Source organism: Hydrogenophaga sp. GW456-12-10-14-TSB4, assembly GCF_059424305.1.
Window position 1 is genome coordinate 34,977 of the sequence record NZ_JBWKZH010000002.1, and the last position, 25,897, is coordinate 60,873.

General features: G+C 67.7%; 21 protein-coding genes. 19 read left to right on the plus strand and 2 right to left on the minus strand.

What is annotated here, in order from left to right; genetic code table 11:
- Positions 1-8: 8 nt before the first annotated feature.
- Entirely contained in the window at positions 9-875 is an 867-nt protein-coding gene (gene ygiD / locus AC07ZS_RS01540) for a 4,5-DOPA-extradiol-dioxygenase (protein ID WP_494796868.1), read from the plus strand.
- Positions 876-936: 61 nt separating this feature from the next.
- On the opposite strand, the gene AC07ZS_RS01545 is transcribed toward ygiD, so the two are convergent.
- Complete coding sequence (locus AC07ZS_RS01545) at positions 937-2,133, minus strand: amino acid aminotransferase (RefSeq protein ID WP_494796869.1); 1,197 nt, start codon at positions 2,131-2,133, stop codon at positions 937-939.
- A 255-nt stretch (positions 2,134-2,388) separates the two neighbouring features.
- Here AC07ZS_RS01545 and AC07ZS_RS01550 point away from each other — a divergent pair, with 255 nt between their 5' ends.
- The 16 genes from AC07ZS_RS01550 to AC07ZS_RS01625 all read left to right on the plus strand — a co-directional run bounded on the left by AC07ZS_RS01550 (position 2,389) and on the right by AC07ZS_RS01625 (position 22,131).
- Entirely contained in the window at positions 2,389-3,024 is a 636-nt protein-coding gene (locus AC07ZS_RS01550; RefSeq protein ID WP_494796870.1) for an XrtA/PEP-CTERM system exopolysaccharide export protein, read from the plus strand.
- An 81-nt stretch (positions 3,025-3,105) separates the two neighbouring features.
- The gene (locus AC07ZS_RS01555; RefSeq protein WP_494796871.1) at positions 3,106-4,662 is read left to right on the plus strand and encodes an XrtA system polysaccharide chain length determinant; all 1,557 of its coding nucleotides are present in this window, start codon (positions 3,106-3,108) and stop codon (positions 4,660-4,662) included.
- Between the two features lie 15 nt (positions 4,663-4,677).
- The gene (locus AC07ZS_RS01560) at positions 4,678-5,607 is read left to right on the plus strand and encodes an XrtA-associated tyrosine autokinase (protein ID WP_494796872.1); all 930 of its coding nucleotides are present in this window, start codon (positions 4,678-4,680) and stop codon (positions 5,605-5,607) included.
- A gap of 22 nt (positions 5,608-5,629) precedes the next feature.
- The gene (locus AC07ZS_RS01565; RefSeq protein ID WP_494796873.1) at positions 5,630-7,210 is read left to right on the plus strand and encodes a TIGR03016 family PEP-CTERM system-associated outer membrane protein; all 1,581 of its coding nucleotides are present in this window, start codon (positions 5,630-5,632) and stop codon (positions 7,208-7,210) included.
- A gap of 3 nt (positions 7,211-7,213) precedes the next feature.
- Positions 7,214-8,332 (plus strand): XrtA/PEP-CTERM system-associated ATPase, encoded by a 1,119-nt coding sequence (locus AC07ZS_RS01570; protein WP_494796874.1) that lies wholly within the window; start codon positions 7,214-7,216, stop codon positions 8,330-8,332.
- 16 nt (positions 8,333-8,348) lie between these two features.
- A complete protein-coding gene (locus tag AC07ZS_RS01575) occupies positions 8,349-9,209 on the plus strand; it encodes an XrtA system polysaccharide deacetylase (protein ID WP_494796875.1) in 861 nt (286 codons plus the stop codon).
- A complete protein-coding gene (locus AC07ZS_RS01580) occupies positions 9,202-10,254 on the plus strand; it encodes a FemAB family XrtA/PEP-CTERM system-associated protein (protein WP_494796876.1) in 1,053 nt (350 codons plus the stop codon). Before AC07ZS_RS01575 ends, AC07ZS_RS01580 begins: the two co-directional genes overlap by 8 nt.
- 22 nt (positions 10,255-10,276) lie before the next feature.
- Positions 10,277-11,512 (plus strand): TIGR03087 family PEP-CTERM/XrtA system glycosyltransferase, encoded by a 1,236-nt coding sequence (locus tag AC07ZS_RS01585; RefSeq protein WP_494796877.1) that lies wholly within the window; start codon positions 10,277-10,279, stop codon positions 11,510-11,512.
- Position 11,513: 1 nt separating this feature from the next.
- Positions 11,514-13,421 (plus strand): XrtA/PEP-CTERM system amidotransferase, encoded by a 1,908-nt coding sequence (locus tag AC07ZS_RS01590; protein WP_494796878.1) that lies wholly within the window; start codon positions 11,514-11,516, stop codon positions 13,419-13,421.
- Between the two features lie 31 nt (positions 13,422-13,452).
- A complete protein-coding gene (locus AC07ZS_RS01595; protein WP_494796879.1) occupies positions 13,453-15,564 on the plus strand; it encodes an NAD-dependent epimerase/dehydratase family protein in 2,112 nt (703 codons plus the stop codon).
- The gene (locus tag AC07ZS_RS01600) at positions 15,561-16,676 is read left to right on the plus strand and encodes a glycosyltransferase (protein WP_494796880.1); all 1,116 of its coding nucleotides are present in this window, start codon (positions 15,561-15,563) and stop codon (positions 16,674-16,676) included. Before AC07ZS_RS01595 ends, AC07ZS_RS01600 begins: the two co-directional genes overlap by 4 nt.
- Before the next feature lie 13 nt (positions 16,677-16,689).
- The gene (locus AC07ZS_RS01605) at positions 16,690-17,895 is read left to right on the plus strand and encodes a glycosyltransferase family 4 protein (RefSeq protein WP_494796881.1); all 1,206 of its coding nucleotides are present in this window, start codon (positions 16,690-16,692) and stop codon (positions 17,893-17,895) included.
- A gap of 3 nt (positions 17,896-17,898) precedes the next feature.
- Entirely contained in the window at positions 17,899-19,440 is a 1,542-nt protein-coding gene (locus tag AC07ZS_RS01610; RefSeq protein WP_494796882.1) for a glycosyltransferase family 39 protein, read from the plus strand.
- On the plus strand, positions 19,425-20,615 hold the full coding sequence (locus tag AC07ZS_RS01615) for a glycosyltransferase family 4 protein (RefSeq protein ID WP_494796883.1): 1,191 nt from the start codon (positions 19,425-19,427) through the stop codon (positions 20,613-20,615). Before AC07ZS_RS01610 ends, AC07ZS_RS01615 begins: the two co-directional genes overlap by 16 nt.
- Positions 20,612-20,773 (plus strand): hypothetical protein, encoded by a 162-nt coding sequence (locus AC07ZS_RS01620; protein ID WP_494796884.1) that lies wholly within the window; start codon positions 20,612-20,614, stop codon positions 20,771-20,773. Before AC07ZS_RS01615 ends, AC07ZS_RS01620 begins: the two co-directional genes overlap by 4 nt.
- 11 nt (positions 20,774-20,784) lie before the next feature.
- The gene (locus AC07ZS_RS01625) at positions 20,785-22,131 is read left to right on the plus strand and encodes a putative O-glycosylation ligase, exosortase A system-associated (protein ID WP_494796885.1); all 1,347 of its coding nucleotides are present in this window, start codon (positions 20,785-20,787) and stop codon (positions 22,129-22,131) included.
- On the opposite strand, the gene AC07ZS_RS01630 is transcribed toward AC07ZS_RS01625, so the two are convergent.
- Positions 22,109-23,566, minus strand: a complete 1,458-nt coding sequence (locus tag AC07ZS_RS01630; protein ID WP_494796886.1) for an oligosaccharide flippase family protein — start codon at positions 23,564-23,566, stop codon at positions 22,109-22,111. The two genes, AC07ZS_RS01625 and AC07ZS_RS01630, sit on opposite strands and share 23 nt — an antisense overlap.
- A 306-nt stretch (positions 23,567-23,872) precedes the next feature.
- Between AC07ZS_RS01630 and AC07ZS_RS01635 the strand changes: the two genes are divergently transcribed.
- Together AC07ZS_RS01635 and AC07ZS_RS01640 are read left to right on the plus strand one after the other, a co-directional pair.
- Positions 23,873-24,736: a cupin-like domain-containing protein gene (locus AC07ZS_RS01635; RefSeq protein WP_494796887.1), complete on the plus strand. Its 864-nt coding sequence runs from the start codon at positions 23,873-23,875 to the stop codon at positions 24,734-24,736.
- Between the two features lie 41 nt (positions 24,737-24,777).
- Complete coding sequence (locus AC07ZS_RS01640) at positions 24,778-25,896, plus strand: acyltransferase family protein (RefSeq protein ID WP_494796888.1); 1,119 nt, start codon at positions 24,778-24,780, stop codon at positions 25,894-25,896.
- The last annotated feature ends 1 nt before the right edge of the window (position 25,897 follow it).

The window sequence follows — 25,897 nt, forward strand, 5'->3', positions numbered from 1 at the left end:
GAACCCGCATGAACACCTTGACCACCTCCGCCGCGGCCGGCCTGGCCGATCTGGCCGCCGCGCTGCCGGCCACCGAGCGCCTGCCCGTGCTGTTCCTGGGGCATGGCAGCCCCATGAATGCGATCGAAGACAACACCTGGCGCCGCAGCTGGCAGGCCCTGGGCGAGGAATTGCGCTCGCGGGGCACGCAGCCCAGCCTGATCCTGTGCATCTCGGCCCATTGGCTGACCCCGGGCTGGCAGCTCACCGCCATGAGCCAGCCGCCGACCATCCACGACTTTGGCGGTTTCCCCCAGGCGTTGTTCGACCAGCAGTACCCCGCGCCGGGCTCTCCCGCGATGGCCCGGGCCATCAGCGGGGCGGTGCGGCAGCCGGACTCCGGCCGTGCGCTGGACCTGGACGAGCACGAATGGGGTCTGGACCATGGCACCTGGTCGGTGCTCAAGCCCATGTTTCCCGACGCGAAGATCCCGGTCATCCAGCTCAGCATGGACTACCGCCGGCCGGCCGCCGAGCACTTCGCCGTCGGCCGCCAGCTGGCACAGCTGCGCGAGCGCGGTGTGCTGATCGTGGGCAGTGGCAACATCGTGCACAACCTGCGCACCATGCGGCGCGATGCGGCCGACAACCAGGCCTACGAATGGGCGATCGAGTTCGACCGCATCACGGCCGAGCATCTCGCGCAGGGGCGGCTGGAAGCGCTCAACGACTTCCAGCAGCTGGGGGCCGTGGCGCAGATGGCGCACCCGAGCTGGGAGCACTACCTGCCGCTGCTGTACACGGCGGGGGCGGTGAGCGACAAGGAGGAGCCGCGCTTCTTCAACGACGGCTTCCAGGGCGCTTCGATCTCCATGCGCTCGGTCATCTGGAATTGAGCCGGCACCGACCCATGAAAAAAGCCGCTCATCGAGCGGCTTTTTTTGTGCGGGTCGGGACTCAGACCACCTTGGCGATCGCCTGGCAGACGTAGTCGATGTTCTTGCTGTTGAGCGCGGCCACGCACATGCGGCCGGTGTCGGTGCCGTAGACGCCGAACTCGCTGCGCAGGCGAACCATCTGGTCCTTGCTCAGGCCGGAGTAGCTGAACATGCCGATCTGGCTGGTGATGAAGCCCATGTCCTGCTTGACGCCGGCGGCCTTGAGGCCGTCCACCAGCTTCTGGCGCATGGCCTTGATGCGCACGCGCATCTCGCCCAGTTCCTTTTCCCACACCGCGCGCAGCTCGGGGTTGTTGAGCACGGCCGCCACCACCGCACCGCCGTGGATGGGCGGGTTGGAATAGTTGGTGCGGATCACGATCTTGAGCTGCGACAGCACGCGCGCAGCTTCTTCGGCGTTCTCGCACAGCACCGACAGGGCGCCCACGCGCTCGCCGTACAGGCTGAAGCTCTTGGAGAAGGAGGTCGAGACGAAAAAGGTCAGGCCGGCGGCGACGAACTTGGCGATGACCGCGCCGTCCTCGGCGATGCCGTGGCCGAAGCCCTGGTAGGCCATGTCCAGGAAGGGCGTGAGGCCGCGCGCCTTGACGACGGCGATCACCTGGTCCCACTGGGCGGCGGTGATGTCGTAGCCGGTCGGGTTGTGGCAGCAGGCGTGCAGCACGGCGATGGTGCCGGGCTGGGCGGCGTTCAGGCTGGCCAGCATGCCGTCGAAGTTGACGCCGCGCTTCTCGGCGTCGTAGTAGGCGTAGCTGTCGACCGTGAAGCCGGCGTTGGTGAAGAGGGCGCGGTGGTTTTCCCAGCTCGGGTCGCTGATCAGCACCTTGGCGTCGGGGTTCAGGCGCTTGAGGAAGTCGGCGCCGATCTTGAGGCCGCCGGTGCCGCCGATGGCCTGCACGGTGGCCACGCGGCCGGACTTCACGGGTTCGGAGTCGTTGCCGAACACGAGGCTCTTGACGGCGGCGTCGTAGGCGGCGATGCCGTCGATGGGCAGATAGCCGCGCGCAGCGGGCTTGTCCATCATGGTCTTCTCGGCGGCCTGCACGCACTGCAGCAGGGGCAACTTGCCGTTGTCGTCGAAATAGACACCGACGCCGAGGTTGACTTTGTTGGGGTTGGTGTCGGCGGCAAACTGTTCGTTCAGACCCAGAATCGGGTCGCGCGGCGCCATTTCGACGGCGGAGAAGAGGGACATGCTGGAGTTCCTGGGTTGAGGGGCGGGAGCAACGCGCATTTTAGCGGGCTGGCCTGGGGTGTTTCCGATGTGAAATGCGGTGTGCCCGCAACCCATCGCCCGCATGTTTTCGCCTCAACCGTGCGCTTCCTCATGACAGAGGGCGGTTTGGGTATTCGTTACCGTTTACAAGCGGTCTGTTGCCGCATGTCTGCGGTATATTCAAAAGGGCGTTAACTTTTCTTAACATTTCACCGTTCCATGGAGGAAATGGTCATGCGAAAACATACTTCTGGTCTCGTTCGTGTTATCGCCATTGGCGCTGCTGCAACCGCGTTGTTGGTGGGGGTCAGTGGCTGCGCGAGCAACAGCAATCTGCCGCCGGCACCCGTGGTGGCGAGCACGGCCAGCTACAACTACCTCGTGGGACCGGGCGACACGCTGAACATCACCGTGTGGCGCAACCCCGAACTTTCGCTGACGGTGCCCGTGCGCCCTGACGGCAAGGTGTCCGCACCGCTGGTCGATGAACTGGTGGCGCAGGGCAAGACGTCTTCCGAAATTGCCCGCGACGTCGAGAAGGCGCTGGGCAAGTTCGTGCGCGATCCCGTGGTGACGGTGATCGTCACCAACTTCGTCGGCCCTTACAGCGAGCAGATCCGCGTGGTGGGTGAGGCGACCAAGCCGCAGTTCCTGCCCTACAAGCAGAAGATGACGGTGATGGACGTGATGATCGCGGTGGGCGGGCTGACCGACTTCGCCGACGGCAACAAGGCCACCATCGTGCGCGCCTCCGAAAACAACAAGCGCTACAGCGTGCGGCTGCAGGACCTGGTCAAGCGTGGCGACATTTCCGCCAACGTGGAAATGCTGCCCGGCGACATTCTCATCATCCCGCAAGGCTGGTTCTAAGGTCGCCGTCCGATCGGCCTCCGGGGTGGTCGGGCGACCAGCCAGTCTCCTGCTGTTCTGCTGTCACACACAGATTTCTGCATGCATGATCTCCTGAACCAAATCTCCACCACCCTGCGGGGCATGTGGAAGTACCGCCGGCTGGGGGTGTTGATCGCCTGGATCGTCGCCGCCGTGGGGGCCGCGGGCGTGTTGATGATTCCCGATCGCTACGAAGCGACTTCGCGGGTGTACGTCGACACCCAGTCGATCCTGCGCCCGCTCATGACCGGCCTGGCGATCCAGCCCGATGTCGAGCAGCAGGTGGCCATGCTCAGCCGCACGCTGATCAACCGGCCGACGGTGGAAAAGCTCATGCAGATGGCGCAGCTGGAAACCGCCGGCCAGACCAAGGCCCAGCGCGACGCCCTGGTGGACAACCTGTTCAAGTCGCTCGCCATCCGCTCCACCGGCCGCGACAACCTCTACACCCTGTCGTACCGCGACGAAAACCCCGAGCGCTCGCTGCGGGTGGTGAAGTCGCTGCTGACGATCTTTGTCGAATCCGGCAAGGGCGCCGCCGGCACCGATTCCGACAACGCGCGCAAGTTCATCGAAGAGCAGATCAAGAACTACGAGAACAAGCTCTCGGAAGCGGAAGCCCGTCTGAAGGATTTCCGCCTGCGCAACCTGGACATGCAGGCCCAGGGCGGGCTCGACGTGGCCGGCCGCATGGCCGAGATGCTGAGCACGCTCAGCCAGGCCCGCCTGGAACTGCGCGAAGCCGAGAGCGCCCGCGAGGCCGCGCGCAAGCAGCTGGAGCAGGCGCGCAGCATGGCGCGGACCGCACCCGACACCTCGTCGCTGAACCTGGCCACGCCCGATCTGGATTCCCGCATCGACGCGCTGCGGCGCAGCCTCGATGCCTTGCTGCAGCGCTTCACGGATCAGCACCCGGACGTGCTCAACACCCGCCGCCTGATCAAGGAACTGGAAGACCAGAAGCGCCGTGAGGTGGCCGAGCTGCGCCGTGCGGCGGCGGCATCCCCCACCTCGCCGGTGATCGAGAACAACCCCGCCATCGTCGAAATCACCCGCACGCTGGCCTCTGCCGAAGTGCAGGTGGCGTCCCTGCGTGCCCGCGTCGGTGAGTACGAAGGCCGTGCCGCCCGCCTGCGCGAGCAGCTCAAGGTGGCGCCGCAGATGGAAGCCGAGCTGGCCCAGCTCAACCGCGACTACGAAATCCACCGCAAGAACTACCAGGACCTGGTGTCGCGCCGCGAAACCGTGCTGATGAGCGGCGAGCTGGAAAGCACGTCCAACCTGGCCGATTTCCGGGTGGTCGAACCGCCGCAGGTGTCCCGCCGCCCGGTGGCGCCCAACCGGGCCCTGCTGTTGCCGGTGGCCCTGCTGGCCGCGCTGGCCGCCGGCGTCGGCGTGACCTTCCTGGTCAGCCAGCTGCGCCCCGTGTTCTTCGATGCCTCGGCCTTGCGCGGCGTCACCGAGCTGCCCCTGCTGGGCGTGGTGACCCTGGTCAAGAACGACGCCATGCGCCGGCGCGAGTCCCGAAGTCTGCGGCGTTTCCTGCTGGCCATCATGGCCTTGGTCGTGTTGTTCCTCATCGGTATGGTGACCCTGTCGTACCGATCGAGCCTTTGAAGGTGATCTGAAAACATGTCCAGCTTGATTGAAAAGGCAGCCCAGCGGCTTGAGCAACTGCGACAGGCCGGTGCCGACATGCCCGCGGCGCCCGAGGCCACCGCACCCGAGGTCGCCGCACCGGCGCCCGCAGCCGCCCGGCCGGCGCCCGTGAAGGAGGCGCCCAAGACCGTTTCCAAGGCCGTCCGCCTTGACCTCGCCGCGCTCACCGAGGCGGGCTTCGTCACGCCGAACGCGCCGCGCGCCGTCATCGCCGACCAGTACCGCGTCATCAAGCGCCCCCTGATCGCGAACGCCACCGGCAAGGGCGCGTCGGTGGTGCAGCATGGCAACCGCATCATGGTGACCAGCGCCATGCCCGGCGAAGGCAAGAGCTTCACGGCCATCAACCTGGCGATGAGCATCGCCATGGAGCTGGACTACACCGTCCTGCTGGTTGATGCCGACGTGTCGCGCCCCTCGATCATGAAGACGCTGGGCCTGCCACCCGGCCCCGGCCTGCTGGACCTGCTGACCAACAAGCAGATGGAGATGTCGGACACGCTGCTGCGCACCAACGTGGACAAGCTCAGCCTGCTGCCCAGCGGCACGCCGCATCCGCGCGCCACGGAGCTGCTGGCCAGCGACGCCATGACCGATCTCATCGAAGAGATGGGCCACCGTTATCCCGACCGCATCATCATCTTCGATTCGCCGCCCCTGCTGCTGACCACCGAGTCGCGCGTGCTGGCCACGCACATGGGCCAGATCGTGGTGGTGGTGCAGGCCGAGAAGACGCTGCAATCCCAGGTCCGGCATGCGCTGACGACCATCGAGTCGTGCCCCATCAAGCTCATGGTGCTCAACCAGGTGCACGGCGGGGACCAGGACGCCTATGGTTATGGCTACGGTTACGGGCATGGTGCGTCGAGCGAAGCCCAAGCCTCAGAGGCCACGCCGGCTTGACCCGGATCACGGAGGTTTCCCTGTGACACATCGATCATCCCATCGGCCGGCCTCCTTCCCGGTGGCCACGCTGGTGCAGGCCTTGTCGGGCCTTCTCGTGCTGTCGCTGCATGCCCAGGTGAAGGCGCAGGAACTGCCAGCCGTGGCGGACGGGGTGCCGGTCGAGCAGCCGGTGGGGCCGCCGCCGCCCATCTGGGTGACGCCCCGCATTTCCATCAGCCAGGGCTTTTCCAACAACGGCGGCCTGACGACCCAGAACCGCGAGTCCGAACAGATCACCGAGATCAGCCCCGGCATCGGCGTGGTGGTCAACAAGCCGCGCCTCAAGGGCTTTTTCGACTACTCGCTGCGCGGCATCTACGACGCGCGCGACACGGTGCAGGACAACATCCAGCAGTCCCTGAACACCAACGGCACCTTCGAGGCCTGGGACAACCGGGCCTTCATCGATTTCTCGGGGCTCATCGGCCAGCAGGCCATTTCGGCGTTCGAGTCGCCGACCGTGGATTCCCTGGGCAACGACAACCTGTCCGAGACCTCCAGCTTCCGCATCTCGCCTTACCTGCGCGGCAACCTGACGGGCTCGGTGGACTACGAGCTGCGCTACAGCTGGCAGAGCACCCGCACCGACTCGCGGCTGCGTTCGGACATCACGTCCGAAGAAGGCCTGGCACGGCTGTCGCGTCAGGTCACCGGGCAATCGCTGGGCTGGACGCTCGAAGCCGGGCGCACGCAGCTCGACTACAGCTTCGGGCAGCGGCAAACCCTGGACGCAGTGACCGGGCGCCTGTACTACGCCCTGAACCCGACGCTGACCCTGTCGGCGCTGGTGGGCGTGGAGTCCAACGACCTGCTCACGACGGAAATGAAGTCCTACCGCTCCACCGGGCTGGGCTTCGAGTGGCGGCCCTCCGAGCGCACGCGCATCTTCGCCGAGCGCACCAACCGGTATTTCGGCAACGGCCACAACGTCGAGGTCGAGTACCGCAGCCGGCGCGCCATCTGGCGCTACACGGACTCCCGTGACGTGGTCACCAACCAGCTCGATGCCGCGGGTGCTTCCCAGGGTTCGCTGTACGGCATGATCGATGCGCTCTCCAACGAGCCCGATCCGGTGCGCCGCGCGCAGCAGGTGAATGCGGAGTTGCAGCGCCTGGGCCTGCCGGCCGACTTCCAGCTCAACCCGGGCTTCCTCACGTCGTCGGCGTCGGTGCAGCGCCTGCAGGAGCTCTCGCTGGGCCTGTTCGCTCCGCGCGACGCGCTGGTCTTTGCCGTGGCGCGCAACGCCGGGCGCCGCCTCAATCCCCTGATCACCCTCAGTGACGACTTCAGCATCGCCACCGACATCCGCGAGAAAGCCTGGCGCGTCACCTACGCCCACCGCATGACGCCCCTGACCTCGGTCAACGTGTCCTTCATCCGGCAGACCAACGAGGGCATCAACACCTCGTTCAGCAACACCCTGAAGACCTTGACGCTGGGTGCCAGCACGCGCCTGGCCGCCCGCACCAGCGCCACCGTGCAAGTCCGGCGCTCGTCCTACAGCGGCACCGCCCCCTACACGGAAACCGCCGTCCTGGGCGTTGTCACCCACCGGTTCTGATTCATGTACGAAGCCTATTACGGGTTGACCAGCAAACCCTTCCAACTCAACCCGGACCCCCGTTTCTATTACAGCAGCAAGCCGCACCGGCGCGCGCGCTCGTACCTGGTGTATGGCGTCATGCGTGGTGAGGGCTTCATCGTCATCACCGGCGAGGTGGGGGCCGGCAAGACCACCATCGTGCGCGACCTGCTCGACAGCCTGGAAAACGGCTCGGTGGTCGCGGCCCACCTGGTGAGCACGCAACTGGGGGCCGAAGACGCGCTCAAGCTGGTCTGCGCGGCGTTCGGCGTGCCGGTGCGCGGCACCGGCAAGGCCGACATGCTGATGGCGCTGGAGGCCTTCTTCATCACGCAGACGACCCAGGGCAAGCGCTGCCTGCTGATCGTGGACGAGGCGCAGAACCTGCAGCCGCAGGCGGTCGAAGAGCTGCGCATGCTCTCCAACTTCCAGTTCGGCGAGCAGGCCTTGCTGCAGACCTTCCTGGTCGGGCAACCCGAGTTCCGCACCATCCTGCAGGGCCCGGGCATGCTGCAGCTGCGCCAGCGCGTGACCGCGCGCTGCCACCTCGGTCCGCTGGACGAGGAGGACACCCGCGCTTACATCGAGCACCGGCTCAAATGCGCCGGCGCGGTGGACAAGCCGGTCTTCGAGCCGGCGGTGTTTGCCGGCATCTTCCAGCACAGCGGCGGCATTCCGCGCCGCATCAACACGCTGTGCGACCGCCTGCTGCTGCAAGGCTTCCTGTCTGAAGCGCCCACCCTGACGCTGGAGGCGCTCAACGAGGTGGTCACCGAAATGCACGCGGAGAACGCGGCGCCTGTGCCAGAGGCGCCCGCCACCGACGATCGCTGGGCGCACCTGCCCAGGGCAGGGGCGGGCACCGCCGAACGACCGTCCCTGGTCGACGGCATCGGTCCCGAAGACCTGGAGCTCGACGCCGACGTGGTGGACGGCATCGGCGAGGAACTCACCCGCGTGTCGGCCGAGCAGCTGAGCACGCGCCTGCTGCGCATGGAGCGCAGCGTGCTGCGCCAGGAGCGGGTCAGCCTGGAAATCCTCGGCGCCTTGAAGAAGATCGTCGCGGCGACCCGCAAGTCCCGCAACAACGGCAGCAACTGATCCCAAGGGGTTTTTCATGCCATCCCAAGCACCCATCAACGCGTTGACCATCGACGTCGAGGACTACTTCCAGGTCTCGGCCATGGCGCCCTACATCAACCGCGCCGACTGGGACCGCTGCGAGTGCCGGGTCGAACACAACATCGACCGCATCCTGCAACTGCTGGCGGCGAAGAACACCCATGCGACCTTCTTCACCCTGGGCTGGATCGCCGAGCGCTACCCCGACATGGTGCGCCGCATCGTGCGCGAGGGCCACGAGCTGGCCAGCCACGGCTACGGGCACCAGCGGGTGAGCGACCTCACCGAGGCCGAGTTCTTCGACGACATCACGCGCTCCAAGCGCCTGCTGGAAGACCTGGGCGGCCAGGCCGTCCTGGGCTACCGGGCGCCGAGTTTCTCGATCGGTGCGAACAACCTGTGGGCGCTCGACACGCTGAAGCGGGCGGGCTACCGCTACAGCTCCAGCATCTACCCGGTCAAGCACGACCACTACGGCATGCCCGACGCGCCGCGCTTCGCGTACGAAACCCGTGGCGGCATGATGGAAGTGCCTCCGACCACGCTGCGCCTGTTCAACCGCAACCTGCCGTCCAGCGGCGGTGGCTACTTCCGCCTCATGCCCTATGCGCTGTCTCGCTGGATGCTGCGGCAGGTGAACCGGCAGGACGCGCAATCCGCCATCTTCTACTTCCACCCCTGGGAGATCGACCCCGGCCAGCCGCGGGTGGCCGGCATCGACCTGAAGACGCGCTTCCGCCACTACGTCAACATCGGCCGCACCGAACAGCGCCTCGCGCGCCTGCTGGACGATTTCCAATGGGGCCGCATGGACCAGATTTTCATGGGTGACCGCAAAGAGGTGCCCGTTGTCTGAGTCTGCTCCTCTGCGCATCCACCGCCTCGACAGCGCCCAAGCCGATCTCGTCGCCCGCTGGGACGCCTTCGTCCTGGCGCAGCCGCAGGCCACGTTCTTCCACCGCGCGGGCTGGCAGACGGTCATCCGCGATGTCTTCCGCCACGACACCTACTTTCTCTACGCCGAGTCCGGCGGCGAGATCCAGGGCGTGCTGCCGCTGGCGCACGTCAACAGCCGCCTGTTCGGCAATGCGCTGACCGGCTTGCCGTTCGCGGTGTACGGCGGTGCGGCCGCGGCCACGCCCGAAGCCGCCGCCGCGCTCGAAGCCGAGGCCCAGCGCCTGGCCGTCGAGCTGGGCACGGACCACCTGGAGCTGCGCCACATCGAGCGCCGCCACAGCGACTGGCCGGTGCAGGAGCTCTACGTCACCTTCCGCAAGGCGATCCTGCCCAAGGAAGAGGACAACATGCTGGCCATCCCGCGCAAGCAGCGCGCCATGGTGCGCAAGGGCATCAAGAACGCGCTGACCTCGCACATCGACCCGACCGTCGACCGCTTCTTCGCCTTGTATGCCGACAACGTGCACCGCCACGGCACGCCGGCCATGCCCAAGCGCTACTTCGCGACCCTGCTCAAGACCTTCGGCGCCGACGCCGAGGTGCTGACCGTGTGTTCGGCCGAGGGCCGCCCGCTGTCCAGCGTGCTCAGCTTCTACTTCCGTGATGAGGTGCTGCCGTACTACGCCGGCGACGACGAAGCTGCCCGCGACCTGGCCGCCAACGACTTCAAGTACTGGGAGCTCATGCGCCTGGCCTGCGCGCGCGGGCTCAAGGTGTTCGACTACGGGCGCAGCAAGGAGGGCACGGGTCCCTATGCGTTCAAGAAGAACTGGGGTTTCGAGCCCACGCCGCTGAACTACGAGTACCGCCTGTACAAGCGCGAGGCCATTCCGCAGAACAACCCAGCGAACGCCAAGTACAAGCTGCTGATCGCCACCTGGCGGCGCCTGCCCATCGGCGTGGCCAACTGGCTGGGACCTTTCATCGTGCGCAATCTGGGCTGACCGAACGCCACCTTGACGCACCATGGCCAACCTGCTGTACCTTGTTCACCGACTGCCGTACCCGCCCAACAAGGGCGACAAGGTGCGCTCGTACCACCTGTTGCGCCACCTGCTGCAGAAGCACCGCGTGTTCCTGGGCACCTTCATCGACGACCCCGATGACGAGCAGCACCTGCCCACCCTGAAGACCCTGTGCCCGGACCTGCACGTCGAGCGCATCGCGCCGCGCCAGGCCAAACTCATGAGCGCCACCGGCCTGCTGCGCGGCGAGGCGCTCACGCTGGCCTACTACCGCAACGCCGGCATGCGCCGCTGGGTCGAGCAGGTGGCCCGGTCCCACGAGCTGCAGGCCAGCGTGGTGTTCTCCGGCGCCATGGCGCAGTACGCCCAGCCGCTGGCGCCGGACGTGCCGATGCTGGTCGATTTCGTCGACGTCGATTCGGCCAAGTGGACGCAGTACGCGCCCGCGCACCGCTGGCCGATGTCCGCCGTGTACCGGCGCGAGGGCGAACGCCTGCTGGCCTACGAACGCGAAGTGGCCGCGCAGGCGCGCCGCTCGTTTTTCGTCACCCCGAACGAGACCGCGCTGTTTCTCTCGCACGCACCCGAGGCGCAAGGCCAGGTGCAGTCGCTCAGCAACGGCGTGGACGCCGATTTCTTCGCCCCGGACCCTGCGCGCACCAACCCGTTCGCGGCCAACGAGCAGGCGATCGTGTTCACCGGCGCCATGGACTACTGGCCCAACATCGACGGCGTGAGCTGGTTCGTCTCGGACATGCTGGCGCGCCTGCGCGCGCACTGGCCGCGGGCGCGCTTCTACATCGTGGGCCGCAGCCCCTCGCCACAGGTGCAGGCGCTGGCCGGCGAGCACGTGGTGGTCACCGGCACCGTGCCCGACGTGCGGCCCTACCTGCAGCACGCCGCCGCCGTGGTGGCACCGCTGCGCGTGGCGCGCGGCATCCAGAACAAGATCCTCGAAGCCATGGCCATGGAGCAGGCGGTGATCACCGTGCCTTCGTGCGCCGAGGCCATCGGCGCGAGCAGCGCGCAGGGCCTGCTGCGTGCCGAGGACGCCGACGGTTTCCTTCAGGCGCTCCAGCAACTGCTCGACGCGCCGCTGGCGCAGGCCGCCGCGCTTGGCCGCGAGGCCCGCCGCTTCGTGCTGCAGGGCTTCAGCTGGCAGGCCCACCTGAGCGGCATCGACGCCTGCCTCGACGATCCCCACAACCTCAACGCCACCGTGCAGGAGGCGCACTGACATGTGCGGCATTTCCGGCCTGTTCGACACCCAGGGCCTGCGCAGCTACGACCGCGCGCTGGTCTCCCGCATCAACAACATCCAGGCCCACCGGGGCCCGGACGAGGACGACCTGCACCTCGAACCCGGCCTTGCCCTGGGGCACCGGCGCCTGTCGGTGATCGACCTGGCCACGGGCCAGCAGCCGCAGTTCAACGCCGACGCCAGCGTGGGCATCGTGTTCAACGGCGAGATCTACAACTTCCAGGAGCTCGTGCCCGAGCTCAAGGCCCTGGGCTATGTGTTTCGCACGCGCAGCGACACCGAGGTGATCGTGCATGCCTGGTCCGCCTGGGGCACGGCCTGCGTGCACCGGCTGCGCGGCATGTTCGCCTTCGCCATCTGGGACCGCGCGCAGCAGACGCTGTTCCTCGCGCGCGACCGCATGGGCGTCAAGCCCATGCACTACGCCTGGCTGCCCGACGGCAGCTTCATCTTCGGCTCCGAGCTCAAGGTGATCACCGCCCACCCCGGTTTCGTGCGCGAGATCGACCCCAAGGCGGTGGAGGACTACTTCTCGTTCGGCTACGTGCCCGACCCGCGCTGCATCTACCGCAACGCCCACAAGCTGCCGGCGGCGCACACGCTGCTGCTGCACCGGGGCGAGGCCGGGCAGCCGGCGCCCGTGCCGTACTGGGACGTGCAGTTCACCAACGACAACCCGATCGACCAGGCCGACGCCGAGGTCGAGCTGCGCGAGCGCGTGCGCGAGTCTGTGAAGCTGCGCCTGATCGCCGACGTGCCGCTGGGCGCCTTCCTCTCGGGCGGGGTCGATTCCAGCGCCGTGGTCGCGACCATGGCCGGCCTGTCCGACACGCCGGTGCAGACCTGCGCGATCGGCTTCGACGACCCGCGCTTCAACGAATCCGAATTCGCCCAGCAGGTGGCCGACCGCTACAAGACCGATCACCGGCTGGAGATCGTCAAGAGCGACGACTTCGACCTGATCGACACCCTGGCCTGGCTCTACGACGAACCCTACGCCGACAGCTCCGCCATCCCGACCTACCGCGTCTGCGAGATGGCGCGCAAGCACGTCACCGTGGCGCTCTCGGGCGACGGCGGCGACGAGAGCCTGGGCGGCTACCGGCGCTACCGCATGCACCTGGGCGAGGAGCGCGTGCGCAACCGCCTGCCCCAGGGCCTGCGCCAGCCGGTGTTCGGCACGCTGGGCCGGCTCTACCCCAAGGCCGACTGGGCGCCGCGCATGTTCCGCGCCAAGACCACCTTCCAGGCCATGGCCATGGACAGCGTGCAGGCCTACCACCACAGCATGTCGCACCTGCGCGCCGACCAGCGCGCGCGCCTGTTCTCGCCCGCCTTCCAGCGCGAGCTGGGCGGCTACAACGCCATCGAGGTGTTCCGCGAGCACGCCCAGCGCGCGCAGACCGACGACCCGCTGGCCCTGATCCAGTACCTGGACTACAAGACCTGGCTGGTGGGCGACATCAACACCAAGGTGGACCGCGCCGCCATGGCGCACTCGCTGGAAGTGCGCGAGCCGCTGATGGACCACCAGCTCATCGAATGGCTGGCCACGCTGCCCAGCGATCTGAAGATCCAGGGCGGGGAGGGCAAGGCGGTGTTCAAGAAGGCCTTCGAGCCGCTGCTGCCGCACGACGTGCTGTACCGGCCCAAGATGGGCTTCTCGGTGCCGCTGGCCAAGTGGCTGCGCGGGCCGCTGGCGCAGCGCATGCGCGAATCGGTGCTGAGCCCGCGCATGCTGGACTCGGGCTACTTCAATGCCCCCGTGCTGGAGCGCATGGTGAAAGAACACCTGAGCGGCCAGTCCGACCATTCCACGCCCTTGTGGATGCTGATCATGTTCGACGCGTTCCTGCGACAGAACGAGAAGCGCGCGCCCGACTGACGGGCCCAGAATTCATTTCAGGAGGAAGTTTGTGAGCAACAAGAAGAAGGTGCTGCTGGTCGGCGCCGGCAACATCGCCAAGACCCACGCGGCCGCGCTGCGCGAAATCCCGGATGTGGAGCTGTACGGCGTGTTCGACGTGAACGCCGCCACCGCCCAGGGCCTGGCCAAGGAATTCGGCGCGGGCCGCGTGTTCCCCACCATCGAGGAAGCCGCTGCGTCGGAGGCCGACACCGTGCACGTGCTGACGCCGCCGGACTTCCACCTGTCCTCGGCCATGCCGTTCATTGCGGCGGGCAAGACCGTGCTGCTGGAAAAACCGGTGGGTGTGAGCACCGCCGAGTGCGAGCAGATGCGCGAGGCCGCCGCCCGCTCCGGCGCCGTGATCGGCGTCAACCAGAACCTGGTGTTCAACCCGGCCTACGTGCAGCTCAAGGAGGCCATTGCCTCGGGCCGCCTGGGCAAGCCGCGTTACCTCGACTACGTGTACGAAGTGCCGCTGCGCCAGCTGGCCGCGCGCCAGTTCGGTCACTGGATGTTCCGCAAGCCGCTCAACATCCTGCTGGAGCAGGCGGTGCACCCGCTGTCCCAGGTGCTCGACCTGGCCGGCTCGGTGCGCGAGCTCTCGCTGCTGGCCGAGGACCCGGTGGAGATCTCGCCCGGTGTGGGCCTGCACAACGCCTGCCAGGTGTCGCTGCGCTGCGAGCGCATGCCGGCCCACATGCGCTTCCACGTGGGCGCCGAATTCACCGTCTGCCGCATGACCGTGGTCTGCGACGACGGCGTGGCCGTGGCCGACATGTTCGCCAACCAGTTCCACACCCTGGAGCGCACCGCCTACATGGAGCCGGTGGACGCCTGGCTGTCGGCGCGCGCCACCGGCAAGCAGGTGGTGTCGCAAGGCTTCTCCGTGCTGCGCGACTACGTCATGGCCACCGCCAAGCTCAAGCCGCGCTCCGACCCCTTCTACCTCGGCATGAAAGGCAGCCTGCAGGCCTTCTACCGGGAGCTGCAGAGCCAGGGCAAGCCCCGCATCGACCTGGACTTCGGCGCCGAGCTGGTCTCGGTGTGCGAGCAGATGGTCGAAGGCTTCAAGCCCCTGCCCGAGCGCGCCGCACCGGCACCCAAAGTCGCGCCCACGGGCGAGCTGGTCGTGGTGCTGGGTGGCACCGGCTTCATCGGTTCGCACACCGTGGCGGCCCTGCTGGACCAGGGCCACCCCGTGCGCGTGATGGCGCGCGGCGTGAGCAACCTGCAGCCCGTCTTCAGCCGGCCCGGCGTGGAGATCGTGCGCGGCGACGTCAAGAACAAGGCCGATCTGGAGCGCGCGATCGCCGGTGCCCCCTATGTGGTCAACCTCGCGCACGGCGGGGGCGGCGCCAACTTCGAGGCCATCCGCGCGGCGATGGTGGACTCCGCCGTCATGGTCGCCAACGTGTGCCGCGAGGCCGGTGTGAAGCGCATGGTGCACGTGGGCTCCATCGCCAGCCTGTTCCTCGGTGACGCGGGCGAGACCATCACCGGCACCACGCCGCCGGACCCCCGGCCCGAGACGCGCGCCGACTACGCGCGCGCCAAGACCCTGGCTGACCAGGCCCTGATGGACATCCACCACCAGACCGGTTTCCCCATCGTGCTGATGCGCCCCGGCCTCGTGGTCGGTTCGGGTACCTCGCCGTTCCACAGCGGCCTGGGCTTCTTCAACAACGACCAGCACTGCGTGGGCTGGAACGGCGGCCAGAACGCGCTGCCCTGGGTGCTGGTGGGCGATTGCGCTTCGGCCATCGTGGCGGCGGTCAACGCGCCGACCGCACCGGGGCGGGCCTACAACCTGGTGGGCGATGTGCGCCCGAGCGCGCGCGAGTACCTCGCCGACCTGTCGCGCACCGTCGGCCGGCCGCTGAAGTTCGTGCCGTCCTCGCCCACGGGCCTGTGGCTGGTGGAGATGGGCAAGTGGCTGATCAAACGCGTGACCGGCCGTGCCGTGCCCCGGCCCTTCAAGCGCGACCTGATGTCGCGCGGCCTGCTGGCCCGCATCGATTGCAGCAACGCCAAGCACGACCTGGGCTGGAAGCCCGTGGCCGATCCGGCCGAATTCCACCGCCAGGCCATGGCGGTGCATGCCGGGGACGGTTCTGCATGAGCGAGGGCGCACGCCCTGTGCGCGTGCTGCTGCACGCCTTCTCGACCTTCAAGCTCGGAGGGCCGCAGGCGCGTTTCGTGCAGCTGGCCAATGCCCTGGGGCCGGGCTACCGCCACCTCATCGTGGCGATGGACAACTGCTTCGACGCCGGTGAACGGCTGGACCCGTCGGTGTCCTGGGAGCCGATGCGGCTGGAGGTGGTCAAGGGCGGTGCGCTGGCCAACCGGGGCGCCTTTCGCGCCTTGCTCCAGCGCCTGAAGCCCGACCTGCTGCTGTCCTACAACTGGGGTGCCATCGAATGGGCGGCGGCGAACCTGCCGCGCGTGGTGCCGCACGTGCACGTGGAAGACGGTTTCGGGCCCGAGGAGGCGGCACGCCAGCTGCCGCGCCGGGTCTGGATGCGGCGCGTGCTGCTGGGCTGGAACCGGGTCTCGGTGGTGGTGGCTTCGCGCAACCTGGAGCGCATGGCCACCGGCGTGTGGAAGCTGCCGGCGAAGCAGGTCAGCTTCATCCCGAATGGTGTGGACATTCCCGCCGGCGCGCGCGCGGCCGACGACGCCGGTCGGCCGGTGCGCATCGGCACGGTGGCCGGGCTGCGGCCCGAGAAGAACATCGCGCGGCTCATCCGCGCGTTCGCGGGCGTGCGCGCCCTGCGGCCGGCCCGCCTCATCGTGGTCGGCGACGGCGCGCAGCGCGGCGAGCTGCAGGCGCTGGCGCAGGCGCTCGGCGTGGCCGCCGACGTGGAGTTCACCGGCTACCTCAAGGACCCGTCCGCTCGCCTGAGCGACTTCGACCTGTTCGCCCTGTCGTCGGACACCGAGCAACTGCCGATCGCGCTGCTCGAAGCCATGGCCGTGGGCATGCCCGTGGTGGCCACGCGCGTGGGCGATGTGGGCGACATTCTTTCGGACGTCTCGCCCGACAACCTGTGCGAGCCGAAGGATGGCCCGTTCGCCGCTGCCTTGTCCCTCGCCCTGGAGCGCCGGCCGATGTGGCCGACCTGGGCCGGGGCAGGCCGTGCGAAGGTGCAGGCGTCGTACTCCAAGGACCTCATGACCGCCCACTGGAAGCGGGTGTTCGACGGCCAACTTCACCGATCCCCGGCGGCCTGAGGCCGCTCGACCCATGAAAATCCTGTACCACCACCGCACGGCGTCCAAGGACGGCCAGGCCGTCCACATCGAAGAGATGATCGAGGCCCTGCGCGGCGAAGGGCACGAGGTGCGCGTGGTCAGCCCGGCCGGCGACGAGCCCGAGGCCGGCGCGACGCCGGGGCAGGGCGGTGGCAACGGCCAGATGGGCAGCGACATGGGCTGGGTGCACCGCCTCAAGGCCCTGATGCCCAAGGCCGTGTACGAACTCATGGAGCTGGCCTACAGCCTGCTGGCCTACCGCAAGCTGATGAAGGCCGCGCGCGATTTCCAGCCCGACGTCATCTACGAGCGCTACAACCTCTTCCTGCTCAGCGGGCTGATGGCCAAGAAGCGCCTGGGCATCCCCCTGCTGCTGGAGGTGAACTCGCCGCTGGTGTTCGAGCGCTCCCAGCACAGCGGCGGCCTGGCCCTGAAGGCGCTGGCCCGCTGGGCCGAGGGCGTGGCCTGGCGCGGCGCGGACTGCGTGCTGCCGGTGACCAACGTGCTGGCCGACCACGTGCGCGCCCGGGGCGTGCCCGAGTCGCGCATCCAGGTCATTCCCAACGGCATCAACCGCGCCCACTTCGCCCAGGCGCCGACCCAGGCCGCCGCCAAGGCGCAGCTGGGCCTGCAGGGCCGCCTGGTGCTGGGCTTCACCGGCTTCGTGCGCGACTGGCATGGCGTGGACCGCATCGTCGACTGGATGGCGTCGCCCCAGGCGCCTTCGCACACCCACCTGCTGGTGGTGGGCGACGGCCCGGTGCGCGAGGCGCTCGAACAGCAGGCCCGGCGCCTGGGCCTGGCCGACCGCGTGACCTTCACCGGTGTGATCCACCGCGACCGGGTGCCCGCGCACGTGGCCGCCTTCGATGTCGCCCTGCAGCCTGCCGTGACGCCCTATGCGTCGCCGCTGAAGCTGATGGAGTACCTGGTGCTGGGCAAGGCCGTCGTCGCGCCCGCCACCCCCAACCTGCGCGAAGTGCTGACCCACGAGGACAACGCCCTGCTGTTCGACGAGGCCGTGCCCACCGGCATGCAGGACGCGCTGACGCGGCTTTGCACCGACGACGGCCTGCGCGAGCGGCTGGCTGTCGCGGCGCACGACACCATCGACCGCCTCAGCCTCACCTGGACGGGCAACGCCCGGCGGGTGGTGGCGCTGTCGACTTCCCTGGCCCAGGCTTCCCCGACGAGGTGAACCATGACGACGCGAAGCACCGACTCTCTCTCGAGCAAGGCGGCCCTGGGCGGCCTGTTGCTGGTGATGCTGATCGCGTTCGGCCTGCGCTTCCTGGCGATCCGGGCCGATGGCGGCCTGTGGTTCGATGAAGTCTTCGGCGCGAGCTACGTCAACCTGAATCCGCTGGACGTGGTGGTCGCGGTGATGCGCTTCGACATCCATCCGCCGCTGTACTACCTGCAGCTCAACGCCTGGGGCGTGTTCTCGAAACAGGACACCTGGCTGCTCCTGAACTCGGTGTTCTGGAGCCTGGCGTCGATCGGGGTGGTCTACCTCGGCGTGGCCGCGCGGGCCGGCCGCAGCGCCGCGCTGCTGGGCGCGGCCTTCACGGCGCTGCTGGGCAGCGAGATCTACTACGCCTCCGACCTGCGCATGTACGCCATGCTGGGCTGCAACGTGCTGCTGCTCTGGTACTGCGTCGACCAATGGCTGCTGCACGGCCGGCGCGGCCACTGGTGGGCCATGTGCCTGCTGGTGCTCTCGCTGTCCATGCTGCACAGCATCGCTTTCATCGCCGTGGGTTCGGTGCTGTGCTACACGCTGATCCGCTGCTGGGTGGCCGGCGAGCGCCACCGCCTCAAGCCCCTGCTGGGGTTCATCGGTATTTCGGGTGTGCTGCTGCTGCCCTGGCTGGCGAACGCCAGCTTCCGCTCGGTCTCGCACACCCGCCTGCCGAACGTGGACAACGTGGCCCAGACCATCGGCGGCTGGCTGCTCGGTTACTTTCCCGGCGCCTCGACCACGCAGTACGCCGTGGCCGCCGCCCTGGTGCTGGCCCTGGTGCTCTACCTGCTGGTGTTCGGCTCGGCCTACGTGAGGGCCTGCGTGGTCTCGTTCGTGGTGATGCCGGTGCTGGTGGTGGGCACCATCTCGCTGGTGCTGCGGCCGATCTGGCTGGACCGCACGCTGGCCTACACCGCGCCTTTCCTCGCCGTGGCGCTGGCGGTGCACCTGCACGAACGCCTGCGGCCCGACGCGCGCCTGCGGGTGTGGGGCGCGGCGCTGCTGGTGGCCTTGCTGGCTTTCGGGGCGCTCTACGGCGCCGGCTGGGAGCGGTTGCAGACCCCGCGCAAGATGGACTTCCACCAGGTCGCCCGGCACATCGCGCAGCACAACACCGAGCGCCGCGACATCTACGTGCCTTCGAACGTGCGCTACTGGGCCATGGCCCGTTACCTCCAGGGCCCGGGCTGGGGCAGCCTGCTCGCGATCCAGGACCCGGCGAAGATCGACGACTCCGATACCTGGCGGCGCATCTACCAGAAGCTGGGCGACACCTGGCTGGAGCGGCTGCACCTGAAGGGCACGGCGCGTTTCATCGACACGCCCCACGGCCGCCTGTGGATCGGCTACAGCCCGCTGCCCGACGAGGTGGTGGCGCGCGGCTACTACCTCGTGGGCGACAACAACGACCGCAACAAACCCCAGGCCTGTCCGCAAGGGCGCGAGACGGCCCGGCAAAGTTTTGAAGGTGTGATGGTGTTTGAATGCAGAAATCCCTGAAGCCCCTTCGCATCCTGCTGTTCTCCAGCCTGTACCCGAGCGAGGTGCGGCCCATCCACGGCATCTTCGTCGAGACCCGCCTGCGCGAGCTCCTCAAGACCGGGCAGGTCGAGGCCAAGGTGGTGGCGCCGGTGCCCTGGTTCCCACTGAAGTCCGCGCGCTTCGGCGAGTACGCGCAGTTCGCCGCCACGCCGCGCCGGGAGCAGCGCAACGGGCTGGAGGTGCACCACCCGCGCTACCTGCTGCTGCCCAAGGTCGGCATGAACCTCGCGCCCTACACCATGGCCCTGGGGGCCCTGGCCACGGTGCGGCGCCTGCAGAAGCAGGGCTTCGACTTCGACCTGATCGACGCCCACTACTACTACCCCGACGGCGTGGCCGCAGGGCTGCTGGCGCGCTGGCTGAAAAAGCCCTTCGTCGTGACCGCGCGCGGCACCGACCTCAACCTCATCCCCGAATACCCCTTTCCGCGCAAGCTCATCCTCGAGACCGCGGCACAGGCGCAGGCCTCCATCGGCGTGTGCCGCGCGCTCATGGATTCGCTCGCCGCCCTGGGTGCCGACCCGGGCAAGCTCAACACCTTGCGCAACGGCGTCGACCTCGAGCGCTTCACCCCCGAGCCGCGCGAGGCCGCGAGGCAGCGCCTGGGCCTGGACGGGCAGGGCCCGTACCTGCTGTCGGTGGGGCACCTGATCGAACGCAAGGGCCATCACATCGCCATCGAGGCGCTGCCGGCCCTGCCGGGCGTGACGCTGCTGGTGGCCGGGGGCGGGCCGGAGCAGGGCGCCCTGAAGGCGCTGGCCGCCCGCCTGGGCGTGACCGAGCGCGTGCGCTGGGTGGGCGTGGTGCCGCAGACCGAACTCAAGTGGTGGTACAGCGCGGCCGATGCGCTGGCCCTGTGCTCCAGCCGCGAAGGCTGGGCCAACGTGCTGCTGGAGGCCATGGCCTGCGGCACACCGGTGATCGCCACCAACATCTGGGGCACGCCGGAGGTGGTCAGCCAGCCCGCGGCGGGCCTTCTCATGGAACGCCGCGACGGGCCCGCCCTGGCACAGGCCTGGCGCCAGTTGATGGGCGATCTGCCCACGCGCGCCGCCACGCGCGCGCACGCGGAAACCTTTTCCTGGGACTCCACCACCCAGGGACAACTCGACATCTTCAGGAGGTTCGCATGACCGAAGGCTTGCTGCTGCTGGCCCAACTGGTGCTGCTGGCGCTGCTGCTGCTCGCGGTGCGGCGCAAGGCCCGCGACCCGAAGACGCCCGACCTGGGTTTCTTCTCCTACGAGGTGCTCAGCGATGACGCACCGCCGCCGCCGAAGAAAAAGCACTAGGAGCCATCGCCATGCGTGACCTGCTGGTCTTCGGGGCCATGTTGCTCTTCGTGCCCCTGGGCCTGTCGAATGCCTTCGTCGGCTACCTGCTGTGGGGGTGGGCCGGCCTGATCGCCATGAACAGCTACGTGCACGGTTTCATGGGTGTCGTGCCCTTCGTGCAGCTGTTCGCCCTGGTGACCATGGGTTCGCTGCTGATGCGCAACGGCGACCGGTTCGAGCGCATCGAGATCAACCGCACCACCGTGCTGATGATGCTGTTCGTCGTGCACGGCTTCTTTGTCGCACTGTTCGCCTACCCGGGCCTGGACCGCAACTGGGAGCTCTTCGGCAACCTGACCAAGACCGTGCTGTTCTGCCTGCTGATGCCGGTGTTCGTCACCTCGCGCTACCGCATCCACGCGATGGTGGTGATGGTCGTGCTGGCGACCAGCTTCCACGGCGCGCTCGACGGCCTCAAGTTCATCGCCAGCGGTGGCGGGCACAACGCGCGCGGCATCGCCAAGTTCGGCGACAACAACCACTTCGCCATGGTGTTGCTGATGGTGCTGCCGCTGCTGTACTACCTCTACCAGATCTCCTCGCGCAAGCTGGCCAAGGCCGGCTTTGCCGTGATGCTGCCGCTGACGGCCTTCGCCGTGGTGGCCACCGCCTCGCGCGGCGCCCTGATCGGCCTGTGCGTGATCGTGCTCTTCATTCTCATGAAAAGCCGCAACCGCGTGATCGGCATCGTGATCGTGGCCATCAGCGTGGCGGTGGTGGTGCAGCTGGCGCCCGATTCCTGGTCCGAGCGCATGGAAACCATCAAGACCGCCAAGGAAGACGACTCCCTGCTGGGCCGCTTCGGCGCCTGGCGGGTGAGTTCGTCCATCGCGCTGTCCAACCCGGTGTTCGGCGGCGGCTTCCGGGCGGTGCAGTCGTCCGTGCTCTGGGACGGCTTCAAGGACGGCCCGACCCTGCTGCCCTTCATCGAGGTGGCGCCCAGCAGCCCGTCGGGCCTGGCGGCGCACAGCATCTGGTTCGAGGTCATGGGCGACATGGGGTTCATCGGCTTCTTCCTGTTCGTGGCGCTGGTGGCCAACGCCTTCCTCACGCGCCGCGAGATCCTGAAGCTGACCAAGGGGCGAGGGCCCTCGCTGCGATGGGCGTCCGACCTGGCCGACATGCTGGGCGCGGCCCTGCTGGCCTTCGTGGTCACCGGCTCGCTGCTCAGCGCTGCCTACTTCGAGCTGCCCTACATCTTCCTGATCCTGATGGAGGTGCTCAAGCAGCACGTTCTGAAGACCGTGGCGGCCGACAGCAAGGCCGCCACGAAGGTCTTGCGGCCCGAGCCGCTCAGCCCGCCGCGTCCTTCTTGAACAGCAGCGCTGCGGCGCTGTCCTGGAAGCGCCGAAGTTCGGCCTCGATCGGCGGCTTCATCAGCATGACGCAGACATACCAGGCGGCGACGAACATGATGCCGTTGAACAGCAGGCTGAAGAAGATCGGGAAGTTGGGGTGCACGTAGGTCTTGAGCACGTAGCTGAAGGCCCCGGTGATCAGCGCGATCAGCGCGATGTGCACATTGCCCTTGAGCCACTGGCGCACGCCCAGCCCGAAATACACCTTGTTGACCATGACGTAGAGCGGGATGCCCACGATCTGGCCGATGGCCATGGCGATGCCGAAGCTCACCAGGGTACCGTCGAACAGCACGATGGCCAGCGCCACCTTGATCAGGAGCACCAGCAGCGAGGGCACGGCGGCCGCGTAGGGCTTGCCGATGCTGGTGAGGGCCGGCGTGACCAGGCGAAAGAGAATGCCGGCGGCGCCCGTGAGGCACAGCCAGGGAATGACGTCGATGCTGGCGACCCATTGCGGGCCGAACAGGAAGAGGATGATCTCTCGGTCCATCACGGTCATCCAGACCATGGCCGGGATGATCACCACCGAGATGTAGGACGAGGCCTGCTGGATCGCCGCCGCCATGTCTTCCTGGGCGTGGTGCAGCTTCGAGAGGTAGGGCAGCGCGAAGTAGTCGATGGTCGACTTGAGCACCGTGTAGGGCAGGGACACCGCCGAGGCGGCCTTGCTGAAATAACCCACGGCGGCGGGCGTGCTCATCTTGCCGAGCATCACATCGGGCAGCGCCGCATCCAGCGCGGCGACGGTGGAGGTAACGATGGTGCCGGTGCCGAAATGGGTGATCTTCTTCCAGCCCTTGAGACTGGGCAGCCAGGGCATGGGCGTGGTGGAGTACAGGTGGTAGGCCGCGCCGGTGACGATGATGTTGACCAGGTTGGCCCAGGCCATGGTCATGTGGCCGTGGCCCGTGTAGGCCAGGGCGATGGTGGTGACGAAGTAGGTCACGACGGAAATCGCCATGACCTTGGAGGTCCGCTTGACCTCCAGGTTGCGCGTGAGCAGGGCGTAGGGGATGGAGCCGAACGGAATGAAGACGAAGCCGACGGCCAGCACCTTGACCACGTCGCCGACCTCGGGCGTCTTGAAGAACACCGACCACACGTCGGACGTGAAGAACAGGATCGCGGCGACCGTCCAGGAGGTCACCAGCAACACGCCCAGCGCGGTGCGGATGGTCTGCTGCGTGACCTCTTTCTCCTTGACGATGTACGAGAACACCCCGAAGTCGCGGAACACGTGCGCGAACGTGATGAGGATCGCGCTCATCGAGAAGATGCCGATGTCCGTCGGGGTCAGCAGGCGGGCCAGGATGACCGACAGGGCAAAGTTGGCCACGGTGGCGCCATTGCTCACCAGAAACTGGAGGCCGATCTTTTTTCTTATGTTCAACGGAGGTTCCCGGATTTTTGTTGGGGCCGGGCGGCACGTGGGTGCGGCGGCGCGGCGGTGGCAAGTGCCTCTGGGCGGTTCACGGGGGGCTCAGGTGTGCGTCGCATTGTAGTGAGCCGATATGACCCGACGGCATCCGGCATCGAAGGTTTTCCAGTGGTACGGCAGTGTGTACGCGTTTCGTCACATTTGGGGCGCTCAAGTCCACGCCGGATGTGAAGCAATGTGGATTCAGTCTGCCTTTTTTGCGTGTCAGAGTAGTCAACATTTGTTACATTGAGGTCTCCAATTCAATGGAGTTCCGTCATGTTGACCTGTTTTGGTGAAGGCGTGAGCGCGGCGAAACTGGATCGGGAACCATTCAAGTTCCGGCACAACCTGGTGGGGCACCCGGCGCTGGACATGGGCAATCTGGCGCGGGTCATTCCGGCCCTGCCCAAGGACCAGGTGATGTACTCCATCCGGCAGCTCCAGAACGGCGACGACTTCGAAACCACCTTCCGGCACCGCCCCGAGGAACAGTCGATCGAAGCCACGATCGAGAACCTCCGGGTCTCGGACTCCTACATCATGGTCAGCTCGCCGCAGGTGGAGGCCTCCTTTGCCAGCCTCTACAAGGAACTGATCGGCGACGTGGAGGCCCTGATGCGCGAACGGGGCGTGGGGGGCGAGGCCATCACACCCAAGCTGTACCTCTTCATCGCTTCGCCCAACAGCGTGACGCCGTTCCACATCGATCGCTATTCCACCTTCCTGATGCAGTTTCGCGGCAGCAAGCAGGTGACGGTGTCGCAGCCCTGGGACGACCGCGTGGTGTCGGTCAAGGACTGCGAGAACTACGTCTCCTACGTGAACACCCGCCTGCCGTGGACCCCGGAGAAGGACGCCTACGCCACGGCCTACGACTTCAGTCCGGGCGAGGCACTGCACATCCCGTTCGTTTCGGGCCACCATGTCCGCAACGGGTCGGAGGACGTCTCCATTTCCATGTCCATCATCTTCAACACCCGCCAGACCATGGCCTGGCGCAGCGCGTTGAACTTCAATCAGCGGGCGCGCAAGGTGCTGCGGCGCGTGGGCCTGGCACCCGCGCCCGTGGGCCACCGCCCCCTGAGCGACAGCGCGAAGGCGCGTTTCTGGACGGCCTGGGCGCGGCTGCGGTACCACTGATGCCGGGTCCGAGCAGGTTGCCAGAGGGTGCCGCCGGTGCCATGACGCCGGCGCTGTCCGTGTGGCTCGATCTGTGCCGGGTGATCGCGGCCCTGGCGGTCTACATCGGCCATGCGGTGTACCTCAAGGTGGCGCCGTTGTCGCTCTCGCTCACCTGGCACCGCTCCGCCGACGATGCGGTGATCGCCTTTTTCGTGATCTCCGGCCTGGTGATCGCGCACACCACCCGCGAGCAGCCCGGCGCCGGCGGGCGCTATGCGCTGGCGCGCCTCTCCCGGGTCTACTCGGTGGCGCTGCCGGCCGTGCTGCTGGCCCTGGCCGTCGACCTGGTCGGGATGCGGCTCAACCCCGCCCTGTACGCGCCGGACTGGCAGTACCCCAAGCTCTGGTTCTACCTGCCGTTCCACTGGCTGTTCCTCGGCGAGACCTGGTTCGGCGCCATCCAGCCCTTCAGCATGGCGCCGTACTGGTCGCTCGGTTACGAGGTCTGGTACTACGTGCTGTTCGGCGTGGCCCTGTTTCTGCGCGGGCCGCTGCGCTGGGTCGCGGTGATCGCGGTGCTGGCCGTGATGGGGCCGCGCATCGTGCTGCTGCTCCCGGTCTGGCTGCTGGGCGTGTGGTTGCTGCGGCGCCTGCCGGGTGTTCGCCTGGGGCGCTGGGCGGCGCGCTTGCTCATGGGTCTGGCCGCAGTGGCCTACCCGGTGTTCTTCCTCTCGGGCTTGCGCAACCTGACCGACGAGGCCTCGCGCCGCCTCTGCGCCGGCTTCAGCGACATCCTGCCGCGGCCCTTCGACCCGGGCTCCACCGTCCACGTGCTGTCGGACTATGTGGTCGCCCTGATCTTCGCGGTCTTCGTCATCGGCTGTGCGCGTTGCGAATGGGATTTCGGCGCGGCCGGGGCGCGCTGGATCAAGCGCCTGGCCGGCTTCACCTTCAGCTTCTACCTGATCCACTTCACCCTGCTGGTGTTCGCCGGCGCGCTGGGCATCGTCCAGCCGGGGTGGGGCGTGTCCGGCGCCGTCCTGCTGGCGGTGCTGGCCGTCACCTGGGCCCTGGCGCAGGTCGGCGAGCTGCGCCGGGACTGGTACCGCGCGCGGCTGCTCGGCCTCTGGCAGGCTGGCGCGTGGTGGCGCCGCGACCGGCCCCGCGCGGGCGCGTGAA

Bases quoted from the DNA above. Each gene is read 5' to 3' on its own strand.
- ygiD (WP_494796868.1), top strand. From the start codon at position 9: ATGAACACCTTGACCACCTCCGCCGCGGCCGGCCTGGCCGATCTGGCC.
- AC07ZS_RS01545 (WP_494796869.1), bottom strand. From the start codon at position 2,133: ATGTCCCTCTTCTCCGCCGTCGAAATGGCGCCGCGCGACCCGATTCTG.
- AC07ZS_RS01550 (WP_494796870.1), top strand. From the start codon at position 2,389: ATGCGAAAACATACTTCTGGTCTCGTTCGTGTTATCGCCATTGGCGCT.
- AC07ZS_RS01555 (WP_494796871.1), top strand. From the start codon at position 3,106: ATGCATGATCTCCTGAACCAAATCTCCACCACCCTGCGGGGCATGTGG.
- AC07ZS_RS01560 (WP_494796872.1), top strand. From the start codon at position 4,678: ATGTCCAGCTTGATTGAAAAGGCAGCCCAGCGGCTTGAGCAACTGCGA.
- AC07ZS_RS01570 (WP_494796874.1), top strand. From the start codon at position 7,214: ATGTACGAAGCCTATTACGGGTTGACCAGCAAACCCTTCCAACTCAAC.
- AC07ZS_RS01575 (WP_494796875.1), top strand. From the start codon at position 8,349: ATGCCATCCCAAGCACCCATCAACGCGTTGACCATCGACGTCGAGGAC.
- AC07ZS_RS01585 (WP_494796877.1), top strand. From the start codon at position 10,277: ATGGCCAACCTGCTGTACCTTGTTCACCGACTGCCGTACCCGCCCAAC.
- AC07ZS_RS01590 (WP_494796878.1), top strand. From the start codon at position 11,514: ATGTGCGGCATTTCCGGCCTGTTCGACACCCAGGGCCTGCGCAGCTAC.
- AC07ZS_RS01600 (WP_494796880.1), top strand. From the start codon at position 15,561: ATGAGCGAGGGCGCACGCCCTGTGCGCGTGCTGCTGCACGCCTTCTCG.
- AC07ZS_RS01605 (WP_494796881.1), top strand. From the start codon at position 16,690: ATGAAAATCCTGTACCACCACCGCACGGCGTCCAAGGACGGCCAGGCC.
- AC07ZS_RS01610 (WP_494796882.1), top strand. From the start codon at position 17,899: ATGACGACGCGAAGCACCGACTCTCTCTCGAGCAAGGCGGCCCTGGGC.
- AC07ZS_RS01615 (WP_494796883.1), top strand. From the start codon at position 19,425: ATGCAGAAATCCCTGAAGCCCCTTCGCATCCTGCTGTTCTCCAGCCTG.
- AC07ZS_RS01620 (WP_494796884.1), top strand. From the start codon at position 20,612: ATGACCGAAGGCTTGCTGCTGCTGGCCCAACTGGTGCTGCTGGCGCTG.
- AC07ZS_RS01625 (WP_494796885.1), top strand. From the start codon at position 20,785: ATGCGTGACCTGCTGGTCTTCGGGGCCATGTTGCTCTTCGTGCCCCTG.
- AC07ZS_RS01635 (WP_494796887.1), top strand. From the start codon at position 23,873: ATGTTGACCTGTTTTGGTGAAGGCGTGAGCGCGGCGAAACTGGATCGG.
- AC07ZS_RS01640 (WP_494796888.1), top strand. From the start codon at position 24,778: ATGACGCCGGCGCTGTCCGTGTGGCTCGATCTGTGCCGGGTGATCGCG.